Genomic DNA, 14,596 nt, shown 5'->3' on the forward strand with positions numbered 1-14,596 from the left:
CGGTCATCAGCGGTTCGGCAACAGGACGTTGCCGGTGAACAGGACGCCGATGATCTGGCGTGAGCGCAAAGAAATCAGCGGACCCCTGGGCGCGCTTTGGACAAACTCCCCCGCGAGATCGTTGCCGACCTCCGCGAGGCCCTTGTAGAGGCCTTGCTCGATTGTTGGCGCCCGGCGCGTGACGCCGGTGACGCCGCCGAGATCGATCAGCGATGTGCCGGGATCGGAGAGTGCGTCGCCCACGCCCGACACGAACGCCGCCGCGACCCGCGGCGCGTAGCGTGCGAAGAGACGCCGATCCAGATCGCTCCGCACCGCGAGTGACTTTTGCCGCGCATCGACCGCATAGGCCGATACGGGGACCTGGGTGCCGTCCGCGAGAACCGCGGTGTTGAACCGGACAATGAGATGTGTGTTGCCCTGGTTGGCTTCGAACCCGCCGAGGAGCCGGGCGCCCTTGAGCGGCCCTTTGCGGATTTCAGCGACGACGGGGCCGGGCGTGTCGCTGTCATTGGTGATGATGGTAGAGGCGAGAACGACCTCGCCGGCGCGAACGAGCGGCTCGGAAAGGGCAGGGGGGTCGGCCTGGTGTCTCATGCCATCACTCGCTATCGCAGATGCAGCGTCTTCGCCGGAGACCAGGTCTTCCTCGACGACGACGGTGACGGCCGACGGCTGGGCGCTCCATGCGCCAAGCAGCCCCTGCTGCTGCGTCGCCATCAACTGCGCGAGCTGGTTGATGCGCGCATAGTCCGGTGGTTGCGGCTGACCGGCCACTGGCCGCACCTGTTGCTGCCCCGGTTGCTGACGGTCGATCACAACGGTTCTGGGGGGCTCGGTCTCGACCGGATCGTTTGCCGGGGGTAGCGGGCGATTCGGGTTCGGTGCCGTGGCGGGCGGCTTTTCATCGATCCGGTGCAAAGGCTCGTCCGGCGTCGCGATGAACGAGGTGTCGGACTCCTCTGCCTCGCGGGCGCCGTCCTCGTTCTGTCGGCGCAGATTGTCCCGGTAGCGCTCGGAGTCGCGCAACTGGTCACCGGCGGGCGTATCGTCGACATTGGGCGTTCCGGCGACACGGCTCGGGCCGATCAGCTCCGGGTTCTTCCAGACCTCGTAGCCGACAGCACCGCCGACGGCCAGTATCGCCAGCAAGGCCATGTTTCTGAAGGATAGCAGCCCGCGCTTGCGCTCGCGAATCACGCGCCCCGCGCGGGGCTCCTCGGCCGCCCCGGTTGGATCTCCCGCAGACCCCTCGCCCGCTTCATCATTGTTTTCATTTGCGTTTGTCGGATCGTTCATTCGGATATCCTCACTTTGGAGACGCGCCCGTTCGTGGAGATCAGGGCGACGTTTGTCGGCCGGATCCGGTAGGCTTTGACCTGGCCGGGCCCGGTCAGGATGCCGGAGGCGGGCGGCGAGATGATCGCATGAGCCGATTGCAGATAGATCGCCCCGCCGTAGCGCCAGGCCTTGACGGCGCCGTTATCCGTGGAAAGGCGCACGGCGTTGCCGGGAATGTCGGCGCCGGTGGCAAAGGCCATCATCACGTCGTCCGCGGCGCGGGCGATCGGTTCGCTCTGCCGGGTCTGGAGCGGCTGCTCGGCGGCGTTCGGCCCCAGGCCATGCACCGTGAAGTCACGGCGATAATGCGTGTTGAGAGAGTTCGTGCGCACGTCGAAGACCAGCGGGCGGCTTTCGCCCACGAGCGAGACCACGATGTTGGAGAACCCGTGCGCGATGAGCGGCGTGACCGCCAGCTGGTTCGAGCCTTCCTGCATCGCATAGACCTGGAAGCTCTTTGGCTTGCCGATCACGTAGGACGCGATCGGCCAGGCCGCGCCGGTCCGGTCGTAGAAGGCCATGACACTTACCGTATCCGGACCGGTCAACAGGATTTCCGGATCCTGGGCCGAATCGAGTGTCAGGCGCTTGGCGTCCGTGATGGCATTCGGAAACTGGCCCGAGGGGGGTGTCGCGGCCGCCTTCTGACTTTCATCGACGCGGCGGCGATAGTCGCGGATCATCTCCGGCGTCATCGGGAACTGGCTCTGGAGCGCAGCACCATAGGCGGTGATCTCCTCGGGCGTCAGCGGCCGGTCGAGATCGTCGAGGCTTTGCAGCAACTCCTGTGCGCCGATGATCGGGAAATCACCGGCCTCGACGGGCGGCAGGGGCCCATCCGGCTGCTGGCGCTGGTTGATCTCGTTCTGGGTCAGGGGCTCGGCCCCGGTGGGCAGTCTCTGCTGAGTGGAGGAATCCGGACCGCCGTTCTCGATGGTGACCACCGTGGGCCCATCTCCCTGACCCGGAAGCGTCGCGGTGGGCCGGGCCGCAGGTCGGGGCAGGGGGGTCTGGACCTCGTTGCCGGGCGGCACGGTTTCCTCGCCCTCCGCATCTCTCAACACTTCTTGCGCCTGGGCGGGTGATAGCGCCACGCCGAGCAGGAGAACGCCAAGGACGGCAATCGACCGGCGCGGTAGTTGCATCATTGATCGGACATATACTGGCATCAGGCACCTCCGGGGGCGGCGATGAAGCGCGAGATCGCCATCGCATAAGGGGATTCATAGGTCTGCAGGCGCTCGATATTGACGGTGATCATGAAGTTCTGCCCGGTCACCTCGGAGGCCGACTGGTAGGTGACGCGGAGCGGGATCTGCACGACCCATTCATAGATGCCGCGATCGTTGATGCCCTCGCGCACAATGACCGCGTTGTTGGCAACGGCGGTCGTGTTGAGACGGCGGCTTTGCACCAGCTCGAGCATCTGGCTCTTCTGCACGGCCTCGACGAACTGGTTCCACCCGGCGGGCTTGGTGAAATACTGCAGCGCGTTGTTAAAATCGGCGCGATAATTGGCGAAATCGTAGGTGAGCGACGTCGTGACCGCCTTGACCGCGAAATTGCTCACCTCGGCGGCGGACTGGTGCGGCTTGTCGAGAGGCACGAGGGGCAGCAACTGGCCGTCACTCGTGGTGGCGAAATAGCGTGGCTCGGGCCGGTTGACGGCAAGATAGGCGGTCGAGGCCGCCAGCACGGTTGTCGAGACGGCGAGGCCGAGCGCGACCCTCGCCATGAGTTTGTAGGAGATCTCGAAGGTGCGGGCCGCGCGCAGGATCGATTCGGCGGCGCCCAGATGTTCATTGTCCGGCAGCATCGGCGCGTCCCGTCACTGACCTGCGGGCCGGGCGACGGCGAGGGCGTCCGGCGGCAGTTCCGAGAAGGCGAACTGCGCACCCTGGTCGGTTTCATAGAGGAAGAACGGCACGCCCGGCATCCGGTTGGCGCGCATCCAGTTGATGTTGTCGACGATGCCCTGGATCACGGCCTCGTCGGCTTGGGCCGTATCCATCTGCACGACGGCAGGTGTCCCGCGGGTCTTCGACGTCATATGCGCCATGAAGCTCTGCGGGATGTCTTGCGAATGCAGGATCGACAGGGAGGTGTTGAAGCCCCGGACCCCGGTGATCGGCGCGAAGATGATCCGCAGATCGATCGCGCCGCTGGCGATGGCCTCTTGCATCTGATCGATCGTCCACTGGCATTGCGGACAGTCCGGATCGGCAAGCATGTAGATGACGGGCGCGCCGGGCTTGGGTGTCCCGGCCGAGAACCAGACCCGCTCGTTCCCGGCCTGGCTGAAGAGGACATCGAGCCCCGCCTGTACATCGGCCGAGGGGTGATCGATGGCGGTGAGCGCGGCCGTGGTGGGTCCGCCGCCAGGGGGCGTCTGCGGAGTTTCGGCGTCCCGCAGCTGCGTGGTCCCGCTCGCAGCGCCGGCCTGCAGATCTCCTTGGGATTGGCGCAAAGCAGGTGAGACCGCAACGGACGGGACGCCTTGGGACTCTGGAACCGGCGCCATCTCTTTCCAAGACGTCGTGGCCGGGGCCTGAAGTTCTGCGCTTATCGGATTTGGCACCTTCAGGTCTGGATCGGGTACGGTCGCCAGCAAGGCCGCGGAAATGTCTTCGCCCTGCGGGCCGATGATCCGGCCCAGGATCGTCAGCCCGTCCGGCGTCGTCAGGGCGGTCGCGGGGATCCCGTCCGTATCCTTGATCGCCCACCCGGAAGCGTTGACTGCGCTTGCGGTCGATCTTCTTCTCATAGGAAAAGTCCAATGGCCGCCCGGCGCTCACAAGCGACATCGCATCGTTGGCGGACCACAGATGGGCCAGCATGGCCTGCACCTCCGTGATCAGCAGGCGCCGCTTCGTCGCGAGTTTCTGATCGCCATGCAGCTGAACGCGAATACGCAGATCGGCGCTGATGTTGATGTCAGACGCGCCTTTCATGGCCGCGCCGACGAGGAAATGATCGAATGCGGACAGATCGCTGTCGAAGCGGTTGGGTTCATCCCTGAGGATCGTCACCTCTGAAGCGTTCGGGTCGTCCGGGGCGAGGTCGATCCGGCCCGGATCGATCATTTCGTCACCGCATAGCGCCTCCGCAGCGGCTTCCAGTGCTTGGGGTCGCGCACGAACCGCGCGGTGCTGACGATACGAACCCGGCGTTCGCCGATGAAGAGCTCGTCGCCTTCGCCCGCAGAGCGCCTCTCGGAGGATTCCAGAACAAGCTCTCGGACCAGTCCCGCCTGCACCATCTTTCGGTATTCGACCATGCCCAGATAGTCGCGCTTCAACCGCGCGAAGTTGAGCCCGAGCGCCTCGTCGGCCTGTTCGACCCCGGCCTGCCAGCCTTCCGCGGCGAAGCGGTTGAAGACCTGCTTCTCCTCCCGGTCTTGAGGCAGAAAATCATCGTCCGGTTCGCTCGCCTCTTCGAGCGGAAGGATCAGATAATCCCGCCAGGTCGGCAAGATGGTGACGATGCGCCCCGGGATTTCGAGGCGGTAGAATTCATCGGCGGCCACCGCGGATTGGCCGCTCTCATCCACGTTGATGGCCGCCGTGGCGCGGCTGACAACGGGCGGGAGAATATAGCCCGTCTCTCGCGGGGCGGCATAGGCCACGCGGTTGAAATCAAACGTCCGCGACAGTTTCGGGCTGTCCTGCTCGAGCTGGCGCATGACCTCCCAGACCCGGTGCTGGTAGCCGGCCTGCGCCGCGTAGGAGACAGCAGCCTCGCGCAAGAGATCATAGCGCTCGTCCTCCACCGAGGTTTCGTAATTGCCGCGCTTTGTGCGCCGGGAGAATTCGGCAAAATCGGCAGGGGGTCTGTTTGATCGGTACTGGTCCGGGCCGCCAACGAAGATCGGGTCCGGCTCGACGGCTTCCGGCTCTTTCAGCGTCAGAGCCTCGCATCCGGAGAGAACCACCACCGCGCTGAGCACGATCACGGATGTTTTGAGCCGGCGCATCATGTTTCGGTATCCTCGATATGCGGAACCGGGCTGCGCTCGGGTCTGCTGTAAACGATCGTCATGGTTCTGGTCCGTTGATCGACGATCAATTGCGCGCGGCCTTTGCCCTGGAAGAAGGCTTCGCGCAGCGCGCCCATGGCGGGCAGGTTCTGCTGGACGAGTGTGATCAGGATCGGCGCGCCGGGCTTTTCGCCCTGGGCGATCACGCGGTAACCGGTCTCAAGCGCAACTTTGCCGACAAAATCCTCGACCGGCCCGGTGAAGGCGGAATGGACTACGGTCATCAACCGCGCGTCGGTCACATGAGCGGGGTTTTTCAGCGTGGTGGTGCCGGTCGCATAAGGCTCCAGCACGCCGTCGTAGAGTGCCGCATCAGCGATCTCGCGGTCCACAACAGAGGTTTCCGCCTCGATCAGCGCCGACAGGCCAGTCGACACCGGCGGCCTGGTGGCACCGCAGGCGACACAGCCAAGAAGGCTCAAGGAAACGATCATGGTCCGCGCCAGAATCATACAAACTCCCATCATGCGGGCCGCACCCCGTAATACATCAAGACATTCCCCCGTATATCGCTATATATAACGATATTAAATCCTGAACATGATTGCTTTGACAGGGAGGGTTTATGAACAGGGCGCAGATGGATGAATTCAGGCAAAAACTCGCTGAACTGGCCGCGCGCCAGGACACCAGCCATGCGCTACGGGCTTTCCTGCTGACGGCGGGTCAGCGAGACAGCGTCGATGTGATCAACGAGATCGAAACCCTTGCCGCTGTCATGAACAAGATAGCCGATATCGCTCCTGAATAGCGCATCTCAGGTTCTCAATAGCAACAAATGTTGTTTTTGCGGGTTTGTTGTCTTATGTTTCTGCCAAAGGAGTTTTCCCATGCCCAGGCTTTCCATCGACATCAGCACGCAGGAACATCAGCAACTCAAGGCGATTGCCGCCCTCAGCGGAAAAAGCATCAAGGCCTATGTGCTGGAACGCACCCTCGGGGATGCCGCCGACGCCTCGGAGCTGAGCGAATCGGAGGCGCTGGCGAGTTTGAACCGGTTGCTGTCCAGCAGAATAGCCGAGGCGAGGGCAGGCAAGGTCACTGCCCTGTCACCGCAAGAGATCGGCCAGGAAGCGCGGCGGCGGTTGTCACCGCGACAGATGGCCAAATACCGGCTCACCCACGGTGCCAGGGAAGACCTGATCGGTATCTGGCTCTACACGCATGAGACCTGGGGCGAGGCGTAGGCCGTAATCCTGATAGTCGCCTCCGGCGAAGGCGATGCGGGTGCCGTCGGGACAGTGGATTTCGGTCTTCTTGCGCCGCTCGGCGGAGAGGAAGTTGCGGCTGTCGACCACCGACGCGGTGAGGTTCCTGTGCGAGACCCGTGAGCCCGTCCTCGGCATCCAGATCGATCCGGTCTCTGTGTGGAAATGGGCGGCTGACACATCCCGCATCGCTTCATAGGCGTCGCGATGCTCGATGAGCTTCTGACCGCGCTCGATCTTGCGCTCCAGTTCCAGGCTTTTGACCTCCGAGCCGTCCTGACAGCGGACCAGGGCGCGCTGGTCGAATTCGTTCTCGTCGAGCTGGCGCTCCAGACTGGTAAGGCGGCGATGAAAGATGTTGGTGAGCGACCAGAGCATCTCTTGCAGACCTCTTCGAGCTGGGTGTCAGCGAGCAACATGTGGCTGGCCTCGACCATGGCGGTGATGGCGGTCTCAAGTTGATCCTCTTCGGGCAACCGCATCATCGGTGGGATCAACATCGTCGTCATCCTGATTGTCATTGGTTGCGACCGGCTCCGGAATGTCTTCGGGCCGTACCAGCCCGGTCTCAAGCCGCGGCTCGCCATCGTAGTTGATGGTCACGACACATCCGGCGATGGCGTATTGCTGCTCTGTATAGGCGACGTTTGCCTCCTGGATCGCCTCGATTTCATGGATGCGGTCCCAGATCCGCTCCTCTTCCGCCTGCAACGCCTCCGTCCACGTCTCCTCATCATAGTCGGCTTCCAGGACGTCATGGCGTGCTTGCAGATCGGCCAGCTCGGCTTCGAGCTTGGGATCGGGATCGAGCGGTTCGGGATAGACCCGGCCATAGGGGCGAAAGCTGTCATAATCCGTCTCAAGGTGCGCCTCCGCCCATTTCCAGGTCTTGGCCGCATCCGCTGCCAGTCCCTCCAGTTTCTCCTGGGCGAGACGTTCCAGCAGGTCGGGATCCTCCAGATGCATCGCATCGCGCTCGGCGAAGAGGTCTTCGATGACGGAGCCACCGGCGGCCTTGTAGGCATCGAGGCCGACGAAGTTCGCGAGCTTGGACGATCCGGAATAGGATTGTTCCGTAAGCTTGCTGCGGATCGAATGGGGCGAGGGCGCATAGTGCTGCTTGACGGCCTCCCAGACCTCGACCTGCCGGGCGTGATCATCCGTGAGCGTAAACGCCATTACGCAGTCGAGCGACATGTCGCCATCCCGAAAGATCTGCATCAGATCGGGCGAGACGCTTGCGAGCTTCAGGCGCCGCCGCACGAGATCGGTGGTGATCCCGAACCGGGCCGCGATTTCGTCTTCGGTGCGGCCTTTCTTGCGCAGGGCGGCGAAGGCTTCGAACTGGTCGGCCGCATGCATGGCAACGCGCACCATGTTCTCTGCGGTCGAGGTGTCTTCGGCCTGGTCCGGCTCCTCGATCGCGCAGGCAACCGCATGGCTTTGGGTGATCACCTTGTCGTCCGCCAGCTTGTTCAGCGCGGCAAGACGGCGCCCGCCGGCATGGACATGGAACTTCGCGCCGACCTTGTGCACGAGCAGGTTCTGCTTGAGTCCGGTCTCCTTGATGCTGGCATAGAGTTCGGCGTCTTCAGCCTCGCTTGCAGGCGTCTTGCGCACGTTTTTGGGACTCAGAACCAGCTTGTTGAGCGGGATCATCTGGAGGTCTTGTGGGGCGGCGCTGCCTGCCGGAACGGTGGTGCCCGCGCCCTTCTGGGATTTGCGCTGTGTCATCGGAGTGCTCCTGTTCGGAGCCGGACCGGGAGAGCCTCTCTCTCCCTTCAAAGCCCGGCAACCCGGGCTTTCCCTCCTCTTGCTCTTCGCCGACCTTGTCGCCCAACGACAGGGTCAGAAGGAACGGCGCCAATTGCGTCGTATTTATCTGCATGGGCAGAATTTGCTCACAGCCCTTCTGCGGCGTAGTCTCGCGAAGGACGGCTACGAGATGTTCGTATTGCTGAGTTGCCGACCAGAACGCATGCTGAGATTCCAATCAGAATTGCAGCGCCGCACCCAAATAAAATGCCCGCCCTTCGCCTGGTATGAACGCCGCCTGATCCGGCCGGGCCTGATCAACCACCAATGTCGACGCAGCATATGTCTCGTCGAACAGATTGGTTATTCCACCTTGCAGGACCGCCGTTTCGCTGAGGCGATATTCCGCCTGCAAATCGACCACGACATAGGGATCAGCATAAAGCGAGTTCATATTGTCGACCGGGGTTTTCCCCGGCACCCACCGCACACCGCCAAAGGCGGTCAGATCCGATGTCGCCTCCCAGGCGAAGGCGAGATTGATCAGGTTGCGGGGTGCGCCCGCCAGCCGGTTGTCGCCGCGGACCGGATCATTGTCGAACCGGAAGTCCTGCCAGGTCCAGGCCAGGCGGGCGCTGAGCGTGTCTGTCAGATATCCGCTGATGCCGGCCTCGATCCCGGTATGGGTCGTCTTGTCGGCGTTGATCGATCCGCGCGGCGATGCGGCGGCATCACGCAGTGACAGGATCTCGTTCTTCACCCGCGAATGATAAGCCGTCACGTCCCAGGCAAGGCCAGACGGTGCGCGCCCGCGCCAGCCGATTTCCAGGGTGTTTGCTTCCTGTGCGGCAAGAGCAGCCGTGGAAAATGCCGCTGCGCCGGAAGATGGCACCCCAGGGTTGGGCCGTCCCGGCCCGGAGAACGGCGTGCCGCCGGACGTGGCCAGCAGGTCGTCATGCGTGGGCGGCTCGAAACCGTGCGACAGGGCAATCCACGCGGTCTGGTTCTCGCGCGGCTTCCAACTGAGGGCGAGGCGCGGACTCCAGCCGGAATAATCCAGATCATAGCTGTTGGAAACTGTCGGAACGCTTCCATTGGGCAGTTGAACCGTCTGGTTCGCCGGGTTGAAGCCGACCGTCGGTCGAGTTGCAGCGGCCCAGAGATCATCGTTCCGGCGCGTTGCATGCGTATAGGACAGAGATGGCGACAGGACGACCGAACCACCAAGGGGCAGGTTCGCGCCCAGATAGGCCGAGACTGTTGTCGACTCGAGTTCGTTGGCACCGAACTGCGGCCCGCGACTGCCGCTGACATTGTGATAATAGTCGCGGTCCGCCTTTCCGAATGCGTAGTTGAGTGTTGCCTCGATCAACGGCTGTTCATTGACCGATCCTGGCCGAAACGCGTAGCGGGCGGTCAGGTTGGTATCCCAGCCGTCGGTCACACGTTCACCGGCCGAGATGGGAAAACGAAAGCTGTCATCGGTCTGCGCGGCGCTTATGCCGAGGTCGAACCGGTGATCGTCAAGATCGAAAGAGGTACGCGCCCCGGCGAGAAACTGCGTTGCTTCGCGGCGAGGCCGGTCGCGTGGCACGTTCGGGCCGGGATCTGCGATCATGCCGGGCCCCATGAAGGTCGGGCCGGGATGAACGGCACTTGGATCGCGCGCCAGCCCGGCCTTGGTCAGGGGGCCGGACACATCGAATTGCAGATCGGTATAGGACAGGAACAGTTGCGTCGCAGCCGTGTCGCCGTGCGGAATTTCAACGTTCACACCGACCGAATCGCGCCGTGACGAGTTGTTGAGGTCGCGAAACCCGTCCTTGCGGTTCAACTCGAACTGGAACAGCGCACTGGCTTTTTCGCCACTTACCGAGGTTTGCCCCGATGCACCGACGCGACCAAAACTGCCGGTTGAAAAGCGCAGGCGGGTGCCCGGATCGCTCGACGCGGTGGGCGAGATGAAGTTGACTGCCCCGCCCAGCACCGTCGCGCCCAGCCGGTTGGCAGCTGCGCCGCGCCAAACCTCGATCGCTTCGGCATTGCCCGGCGCGGCGAGACCCACAATGTAGGATCCGTCGGCGCGGTTGACGGGCATGCCGTTCTTCAACACGAGCAGGCCGCGTTCGGTCGGACTTTGTTGCAGGCCCGAGCCACGGATCTGGATGCGTGGCTGATCGTTGCCGCCGAAGAACTCCTGCACAACGACCCCCGGTTGGGTGGCCACGGCATCCGCGACGGTCGGATTGGGGATCTGACCATAGTCCTCGCGTCCGACAACACCCGCGGCGCCCGCGCTTTGCGCCATTTGGTCGCGCAGGCGGTCGGCCTTGCTTTCGGCGTCCAGCACAATCGTGCCCAAGTCATAGACCACGCCGGCTCCGGGCTGCGCGGATTGGGCTGTGGCGGTCGCGCCGGAGAAAACCGTACCGCTGGCAAGCAGCGCGGCTGCGATGGGTCGGATCATGTTTGGTCGGTAGGTCATGTCGCTTCATTTTTGGCGTTCTGCCGGATGGGCTGCCCGTAGACCCACAGCGTTTCTGCGGCCTTCCGGTCACCCAATTCGCAATGCACCAATGAAATGCGGATACACTGCCGAAACCGGCCTGGTTTCATATTTTGAGGTGGGGGAACTGGCGAGAAGCGGGAACCGCAGCGCTGGCTTGTTCTGATGCGAAGTTAGCGGCCTTTTTGGCGGTGACTTTGACCTATGTCAATAACCACCGACAAAAACACTCAACAATAAAATGAATACGCTACGACGGCTTGGCCTGCTGCCGCAAAGTCCAAGCGGCAAGCGGTCATGTCATGGCATAAAAGGCAACGGTGTTTGATCAGTCATTTCGTCAGGATCAGTTTTCCCGCACGCGTGATTCGTAACGTGTAGGTCTGCCCATCCAACACAAGCTTTGCCAGACCGCTTTTTTCGACCAATGCGCGCACATCATAGAGCGGACAACCGTCCTGACGCGGGCAGTCATCGTGCTTGTCCGGCTTGTTGCCGGCACCGCAGATCGGGCATTTCATCTTCTGCTCCTCACATGATCAAGGACCGTTTCCAATGCCATGCCGGGCATGCATTCACAGCGAAACGCTTCTTCGATTATCTCAACAGCGTGTTGTGCAATTGGGCGCGCCGGCTCGCACAGGTTGGACGCGGTGACCTCCTCTGGCTCGAAAGCCAAGGTTGCGCAGGGGATTTCCAGCTTTCGAGCATGCCACATGGCAATAGTTGATAAAAATACTCGGATAATGTCAATTTGTATTTTCCGAACAGGCGCTACCGCGCCTGAAGCCAAGTTTGCTATCATTTCCCATCAATCCTCAGGGTGAAACTGCGCCGTGCGCCTGCCGGGGGTGGCGGAAAAGGGGCGGCCCGGCGGATCTGTTGCAGCGCCACCTGGTCCAGACGGGCCGAGCCGGAACTGCGTGCGATGCCGACAGCCGCCAACGCGCCATTCGCGGCAATGGTGAAACTGACCTGCGCCGAGCCGCGCGCGTTGACACGCTCGCGTCTTGTGCGCTGGATACGGCGCATGACCTGACCCGGATAGTTTGCTGCCGCGGCGTTCCCGGCTTGCGTGGCGGCGCTCTGCGAAGATCCGGCGCGCTGTTGCTGCGCGTTTTCCCGCCCGCTTGCATCACCCGCGCGCGCGTCTCGGTTGGCGTTGCCCGATTGCTTTGGCGTGGATGTGGTTGCCCGCTTCGGCTTTGGTCGGTCCGGGCGGACCTGCGGCCTGAGGGAGCGCTCCGGCGCGGGCGTCCCGGTTTCAGCTACCACGCGGTCAACGGAATCCGGCGACGGAGCAAGGGCCTGCTCGACCGGTTGCGCGCTATCCGGCGCGGGGGCGACGCTTTCCTGCAGCGGGGTCAGGGCGGCCATTGTGCTGGCCTCTGGCACTGTCGATGTGGCGGGCTTGGCCGTGGGCGCCTGTGTTGGTGTTTCGGGCCGGGACGCCTTTTGGGATTGCGGGACCGTCGCGTCGACCGCTCTGGGCGGGACCGCCGGTGTCGGCACTGGCGTCTCGGAAACTGTTGTTTCGGGCGGCGGCGCAGGCGTCTTTACGGGTTCGGCCATTGTCGTCTCTTCGGGTTCGGGTACCGATGCGCCCTCGGCCATGTCGGCGAAGCTGTCGCCCAGCGTCGAGATGCTGGCCGCTCCGCCGCCGCCCTCTATCGCGATCCGCTCCGGCTCTGAGGTTGGCAGGACTGCGATGGCGGCATGCAGCGCCCCGGCCAAAGCCAGAGAGGCCACAGCGATATAGCGGGAGCGTGGGATCATGGCAGCGCCCGTTCGGTCACGACCATCACCCGCGCCGCGCCGCCTGCGCGCAATTCACTGGACAGTCGCACCAGAAGCTCGGCGGGCAAGGCCCGATCGGGCACGATGCGCAGGGTCTGGTCCTGTCCGCCCTCGGGCTGCCCGGCCATGAAGGCCGTCGCAGATTCGACCGGGTCACCGCGCCAGCTGAGGCGCCCGTCTGCGTGCACCACCAACGTATCGGGCGGCGCACCGCCTTCCAGCGTCTCGGTCTGCACCAGGGTCAGATCGCCATCCATCGGGGCCGCCAGCGTGCCCGCGATCATGAAAAAGATCAGCATCAGGAACACGACGTTGATCAACGCGATGGTCGGCTCACGCGTGCTGGCGGGTTTGGGGCGGGCAAGGCGGCTCATTGCAGCACCGTCACCTCCAAGTTATCGACGCCGCGCAGCACCGCCAGCACATCGACCAGCCGCTGCGACAGCACGTCGCCCAACAGGCTGACCAGCAGGCGGCGCTCATTGCGCCCGATCAGCGCCGCCTCTAGCTCATCCAGCAACACCGCCTCGCCATTCAGGCGCAGTGCCGATGCGTCAACCGACAGGAACAGCGGCGGTGTCTCGGCGCTGGCACCGCCGCGTGCGGCACCGGACAGTTCCACCTCGCCGAACCGCGAGAAGGTCGAGGTCAGCATGAAGAATAGTAAAAGCAGAAAGATCACGTCGATCAGCGACGTCATCGACAACGGCCTGCGCCGGGGTTTGCGGATCTCAAGCGGCATGAACCTGTGTGTCCTGCTTCGCTGTCGTGGGGGCCAGGATGGTGCGCAAGCCACGTTCGGCAAAGACCCGTTCGCGGTGCATGCGCCCCTCGAACCAGGACAGCACCAGCGCCGCCGGCATGGCCACCACCAGCCCGGCGGCAGTGGTCAGCAGCGCCACCCAGATGCCTCCGGCCAGCAGCGACGGGTCCACCGCGCTACCTGCATCCTGAAGCGTGCGGAACGCCTCGATCATGCCCAGAACTGTGCCGAACAGCCCCAGAAGCGGCGCCAGTTGCGCGACCACGTCCAGAACCTTGAACCCCGATTCGAGCCGCGCGAACCGCGCCTCGGCCTCGGCATCCAGCCGTTGCGACACCAGCGCATTGCCGGAATCGGCCTGGCCGATGGCTTGCTCGATCACCGGGGCGAGATAGCTGGTACTTTCGGCCAGATGCCGCGCGGCCTGAGGCCTTGCGCCCTCGTCCCAGGCGCTGATTGCAGCCGAAAGGGCGCGATGGCGCCCGACACCCGCCGCATGGAACTGCCACAGCTTGTAGAAGATCAGCGCCAGTGTCAGCACCGAGACCAGCGCGAGAATCGCGACGACCGGGCCCCCGAGATCGAGGATATTGCCCAGCGAGCTACGCAGTTGTTCCATCATGTCGCTCATCCCAGAAGCTCGATGTCGGTGCGCGAGGTCAGGGTGAGGGTGTCCATGCAGACGCCCTCGGCCACGCCCTCTCCGGTGCAGGTCTGCGCGCCGTTGATGAGGATGCGCCCGATGCCCGCGCATGGGACGCCGTCGATCTGGAACTGGCGCACCCGTGGGCGCCCGGTGGGCAGGTCGCGCATATCAAACAGCGTCAGCCGTTCAACCGCACCTTCGGCATCGAACAGTACGGTTTCAAACACTGCGCCGGACAGGTCCGCGCCCAGCCCGTTTTCCACCAGAAAGCTGATACGGCAGGTGCCGTCCACATCGGCAGCGTCGTTCAACTCGATCTGCAAGCCGGGTTTCGCCGCCCGGTCCGCCGCGTCCTGCGCGAAGGCGAGGCTGCCGGGTCCGGCCAGCGTCACCGCAAAAAGGAATGTTTGGATTGGCTTCATGACCCGACCTTCCCGTGTCGTCCCGGCCCTTGGGTCTAAATACAGCATTAATGCGAAGAGCGCAGACCAGCTAGCCCAGCACACGCACAACGCCGAACCGCTCCCGGCCGACATGATGTTTG

General features: G+C 63.6%; 18 protein-coding genes. 3 read left to right on the forward strand and 15 right to left on the reverse strand.

From position 1 onward, the window contains the following. Positions 1-6 precede the first annotated feature (6 nt). The 4 genes from FGD77_RS02205 to FGD77_RS02220 are packed head-to-tail and all read right to left on the reverse strand — an operon-like array spanning position 7 to position 4,105. Positions 7-1,299, reverse strand: coding sequence for a hypothetical protein (locus tag FGD77_RS02205; RefSeq protein ID WP_255005933.1), 1,293 nt, complete (start codon positions 1,297-1,299; stop codon positions 7-9). Further along, the gene (locus FGD77_RS02210; RefSeq protein WP_255005934.1) at positions 1,296-2,510 is read right to left on the reverse strand and encodes a DotH/IcmK family type IV secretion protein; all 1,215 of its coding nucleotides are present in this window, start codon (positions 2,508-2,510) and stop codon (positions 1,296-1,298) included. Before FGD77_RS02210 ends, FGD77_RS02205 begins: the two co-directional genes overlap by 4 nt. Further along, the gene (locus FGD77_RS02215) at positions 2,510-3,157 is read right to left on the reverse strand and encodes a type IVB secretion system apparatus protein IcmL/DotI (RefSeq protein ID WP_255005935.1); all 648 of its coding nucleotides are present in this window, start codon (positions 3,155-3,157) and stop codon (positions 2,510-2,512) included. Before FGD77_RS02215 ends, FGD77_RS02210 begins: the two co-directional genes overlap by 1 nt. A gap of 12 nt (positions 3,158-3,169) precedes the next feature. Then, positions 3,170-4,105, reverse strand: coding sequence for a hypothetical protein (locus FGD77_RS02220; protein WP_255005937.1), 936 nt, complete (start codon positions 4,103-4,105; stop codon positions 3,170-3,172). Positions 4,106-4,166: 61 nt separating this feature from the next. On the opposite strand from FGD77_RS02220, the gene FGD77_RS02225 reads away from it, so the two are divergent. Next, complete coding sequence (locus FGD77_RS02225) at positions 4,167-4,376, forward strand: hypothetical protein (protein WP_255005939.1); 210 nt, start codon at positions 4,167-4,169, stop codon at positions 4,374-4,376. 44 nt (positions 4,377-4,420) lie between these two features. On the opposite strand, the gene FGD77_RS02230 is transcribed toward FGD77_RS02225, so the two are convergent. Together FGD77_RS02230 and FGD77_RS02235 are read right to left on the reverse strand one after the other, a co-directional pair. Beyond that, the gene (locus FGD77_RS02230) at positions 4,421-5,317 is read right to left on the reverse strand and encodes a type IV secretory system conjugative DNA transfer family protein (protein ID WP_255005940.1); all 897 of its coding nucleotides are present in this window, start codon (positions 5,315-5,317) and stop codon (positions 4,421-4,423) included. Beyond that, positions 5,314-5,811, reverse strand: a complete 498-nt coding sequence (locus tag FGD77_RS02235) for a DotD/TraH family lipoprotein (RefSeq protein WP_255005942.1) — start codon at positions 5,809-5,811, stop codon at positions 5,314-5,316. Before FGD77_RS02235 ends, FGD77_RS02230 begins: the two co-directional genes overlap by 4 nt. A gap of 131 nt (positions 5,812-5,942) precedes the next feature. Between FGD77_RS02235 and FGD77_RS02240 the strand changes: the two genes are divergently transcribed. Beyond that, positions 5,943-6,128, forward strand: coding sequence for a hypothetical protein (locus FGD77_RS02240; protein WP_255005944.1), 186 nt, complete (start codon positions 5,943-5,945; stop codon positions 6,126-6,128). Between the two features lie 79 nt (positions 6,129-6,207). Continuing rightward, positions 6,208-6,564 (forward strand): hypothetical protein, encoded by a 357-nt coding sequence (locus FGD77_RS02245; RefSeq protein ID WP_255005945.1) that lies wholly within the window; start codon positions 6,208-6,210, stop codon positions 6,562-6,564. Here the strand turns inward: FGD77_RS02245 and FGD77_RS02250 are convergent. From FGD77_RS02250 to FGD77_RS02290, 9 genes are all read right to left on the reverse strand, one after another. Continuing rightward, entirely contained in the window at positions 6,466-6,963 is a 498-nt protein-coding gene (locus FGD77_RS02250) for a hypothetical protein (RefSeq protein ID WP_255005947.1), read from the reverse strand. The genes FGD77_RS02245 and FGD77_RS02250 overlap by 99 nt on opposite strands. Before the next feature lie 75 nt (positions 6,964-7,038). Then, positions 7,039-8,319, reverse strand: a complete 1,281-nt coding sequence (locus FGD77_RS02255) for a ParB/RepB/Spo0J family partition protein (protein ID WP_255005948.1) — start codon at positions 8,317-8,319, stop codon at positions 7,039-7,041. A gap of 259 nt (positions 8,320-8,578) precedes the next feature. Then, positions 8,579-10,825, reverse strand: coding sequence for a TonB-dependent receptor (locus FGD77_RS02260; RefSeq protein ID WP_255005950.1), 2,247 nt, complete (start codon positions 10,823-10,825; stop codon positions 8,579-8,581). Positions 10,826-11,178: 353 nt separating this feature from the next. Beyond that, entirely contained in the window at positions 11,179-11,367 is a 189-nt protein-coding gene (hemP, locus tag FGD77_RS02265; protein ID WP_255005953.1) for a hemin uptake protein HemP, read from the reverse strand. 280 nt (positions 11,368-11,647) lie between these two features. After that, positions 11,648-12,622, reverse strand: coding sequence for an energy transducer TonB (locus FGD77_RS02270; protein ID WP_255005954.1), 975 nt, complete (start codon positions 12,620-12,622; stop codon positions 11,648-11,650). Further along, positions 12,619-13,017: a biopolymer transporter ExbD gene (locus FGD77_RS02275; RefSeq protein ID WP_255005955.1), complete on the reverse strand. Its 399-nt coding sequence runs from the start codon at positions 13,015-13,017 to the stop codon at positions 12,619-12,621. Before FGD77_RS02275 ends, FGD77_RS02270 begins: the two co-directional genes overlap by 4 nt. Next, positions 13,014-13,385: a biopolymer transporter ExbD gene (locus tag FGD77_RS02280; protein ID WP_255005957.1), complete on the reverse strand. Its 372-nt coding sequence runs from the start codon at positions 13,383-13,385 to the stop codon at positions 13,014-13,016. Before FGD77_RS02280 ends, FGD77_RS02275 begins: the two co-directional genes overlap by 4 nt. Beyond that, the gene (locus tag FGD77_RS02285) at positions 13,375-14,028 is read right to left on the reverse strand and encodes a MotA/TolQ/ExbB proton channel family protein (protein WP_255005960.1); all 654 of its coding nucleotides are present in this window, start codon (positions 14,026-14,028) and stop codon (positions 13,375-13,377) included. Before FGD77_RS02285 ends, FGD77_RS02280 begins: the two co-directional genes overlap by 11 nt. Before the next feature lie 5 nt (positions 14,029-14,033). Next, the gene (locus FGD77_RS02290; RefSeq protein WP_255005963.1) at positions 14,034-14,474 is read right to left on the reverse strand and encodes a hypothetical protein; all 441 of its coding nucleotides are present in this window, start codon (positions 14,472-14,474) and stop codon (positions 14,034-14,036) included. Between the last annotated feature and the right edge of the window lie 122 nt (positions 14,475-14,596).

Origin of the sequence: Roseovarius sp. M141 (assembly GCF_024355225.1) — a bacterium.
Classification (GTDB): domain Bacteria; phylum Pseudomonadota; class Alphaproteobacteria; order Rhodobacterales; family Rhodobacteraceae; genus Roseovarius.

What these genes read in the sequence shown, in the direction of transcription:
- FGD77_RS02205 (WP_255005933.1), bottom strand. Translation starts at nt 1,299, where the DNA reads ATGAACGATCCGACAAACGCAAATGAAAACAATGATGAAGCGGGCGAG.
- FGD77_RS02210 (WP_255005934.1), bottom strand. Translation starts at nt 2,510, where the DNA reads ATGCCAGTATATGTCCGATCAATGATGCAACTACCGCGCCGGTCGATT.
- FGD77_RS02215 (WP_255005935.1), bottom strand. Translation starts at nt 3,157, where the DNA reads ATGCTGCCGGACAATGAACATCTGGGCGCCGCCGAATCGATCCTGCGC.
- FGD77_RS02220 (WP_255005937.1), bottom strand. Translation starts at nt 4,105, where the DNA reads ATGAGAAGAAGATCGACCGCAAGCGCAGTCAACGCTTCCGGGTGGGCG.
- FGD77_RS02225 (WP_255005939.1), top strand. Translation starts at nt 4,167, where the DNA reads ATGGGCCAGCATGGCCTGCACCTCCGTGATCAGCAGGCGCCGCTTCGT.
- FGD77_RS02230 (WP_255005940.1), bottom strand. Translation starts at nt 5,317, where the DNA reads ATGATGCGCCGGCTCAAAACATCCGTGATCGTGCTCAGCGCGGTGGTG.
- FGD77_RS02235 (WP_255005942.1), bottom strand. Translation starts at nt 5,811, where the DNA reads ATGATCGTTTCCTTGAGCCTTCTTGGCTGTGTCGCCTGCGGTGCCACC.
- FGD77_RS02240 (WP_255005944.1), top strand. Translation starts at nt 5,943, where the DNA reads ATGAACAGGGCGCAGATGGATGAATTCAGGCAAAAACTCGCTGAACTG.
- FGD77_RS02245 (WP_255005945.1), top strand. Translation starts at nt 6,208, where the DNA reads ATGCCCAGGCTTTCCATCGACATCAGCACGCAGGAACATCAGCAACTC.
- FGD77_RS02250 (WP_255005947.1), bottom strand. Translation starts at nt 6,963, where the DNA reads ATGCTCTGGTCGCTCACCAACATCTTTCATCGCCGCCTTACCAGTCTG.
- FGD77_RS02255 (WP_255005948.1), bottom strand. Translation starts at nt 8,319, where the DNA reads ATGACACAGCGCAAATCCCAGAAGGGCGCGGGCACCACCGTTCCGGCA.
- FGD77_RS02260 (WP_255005950.1), bottom strand. Translation starts at nt 10,825, where the DNA reads ATGACCTACCGACCAAACATGATCCGACCCATCGCAGCCGCGCTGCTT.
- hemP (WP_255005953.1), bottom strand. Translation starts at nt 11,367, where the DNA reads ATGAAATGCCCGATCTGCGGTGCCGGCAACAAGCCGGACAAGCACGAT.
- FGD77_RS02270 (WP_255005954.1), bottom strand. Translation starts at nt 12,622, where the DNA reads ATGATCCCACGCTCCCGCTATATCGCTGTGGCCTCTCTGGCTTTGGCC.
- FGD77_RS02275 (WP_255005955.1), bottom strand. Translation starts at nt 13,017, where the DNA reads ATGAGCCGCCTTGCCCGCCCCAAACCCGCCAGCACGCGTGAGCCGACC.
- FGD77_RS02280 (WP_255005957.1), bottom strand. Translation starts at nt 13,385, where the DNA reads ATGCCGCTTGAGATCCGCAAACCCCGGCGCAGGCCGTTGTCGATGACG.
- FGD77_RS02285 (WP_255005960.1), bottom strand. Translation starts at nt 14,028, where the DNA reads ATGATGGAACAACTGCGTAGCTCGCTGGGCAATATCCTCGATCTCGGG.
- FGD77_RS02290 (WP_255005963.1), bottom strand. Translation starts at nt 14,474, where the DNA reads ATGAAGCCAATCCAAACATTCCTTTTTGCGGTGACGCTGGCCGGACCC.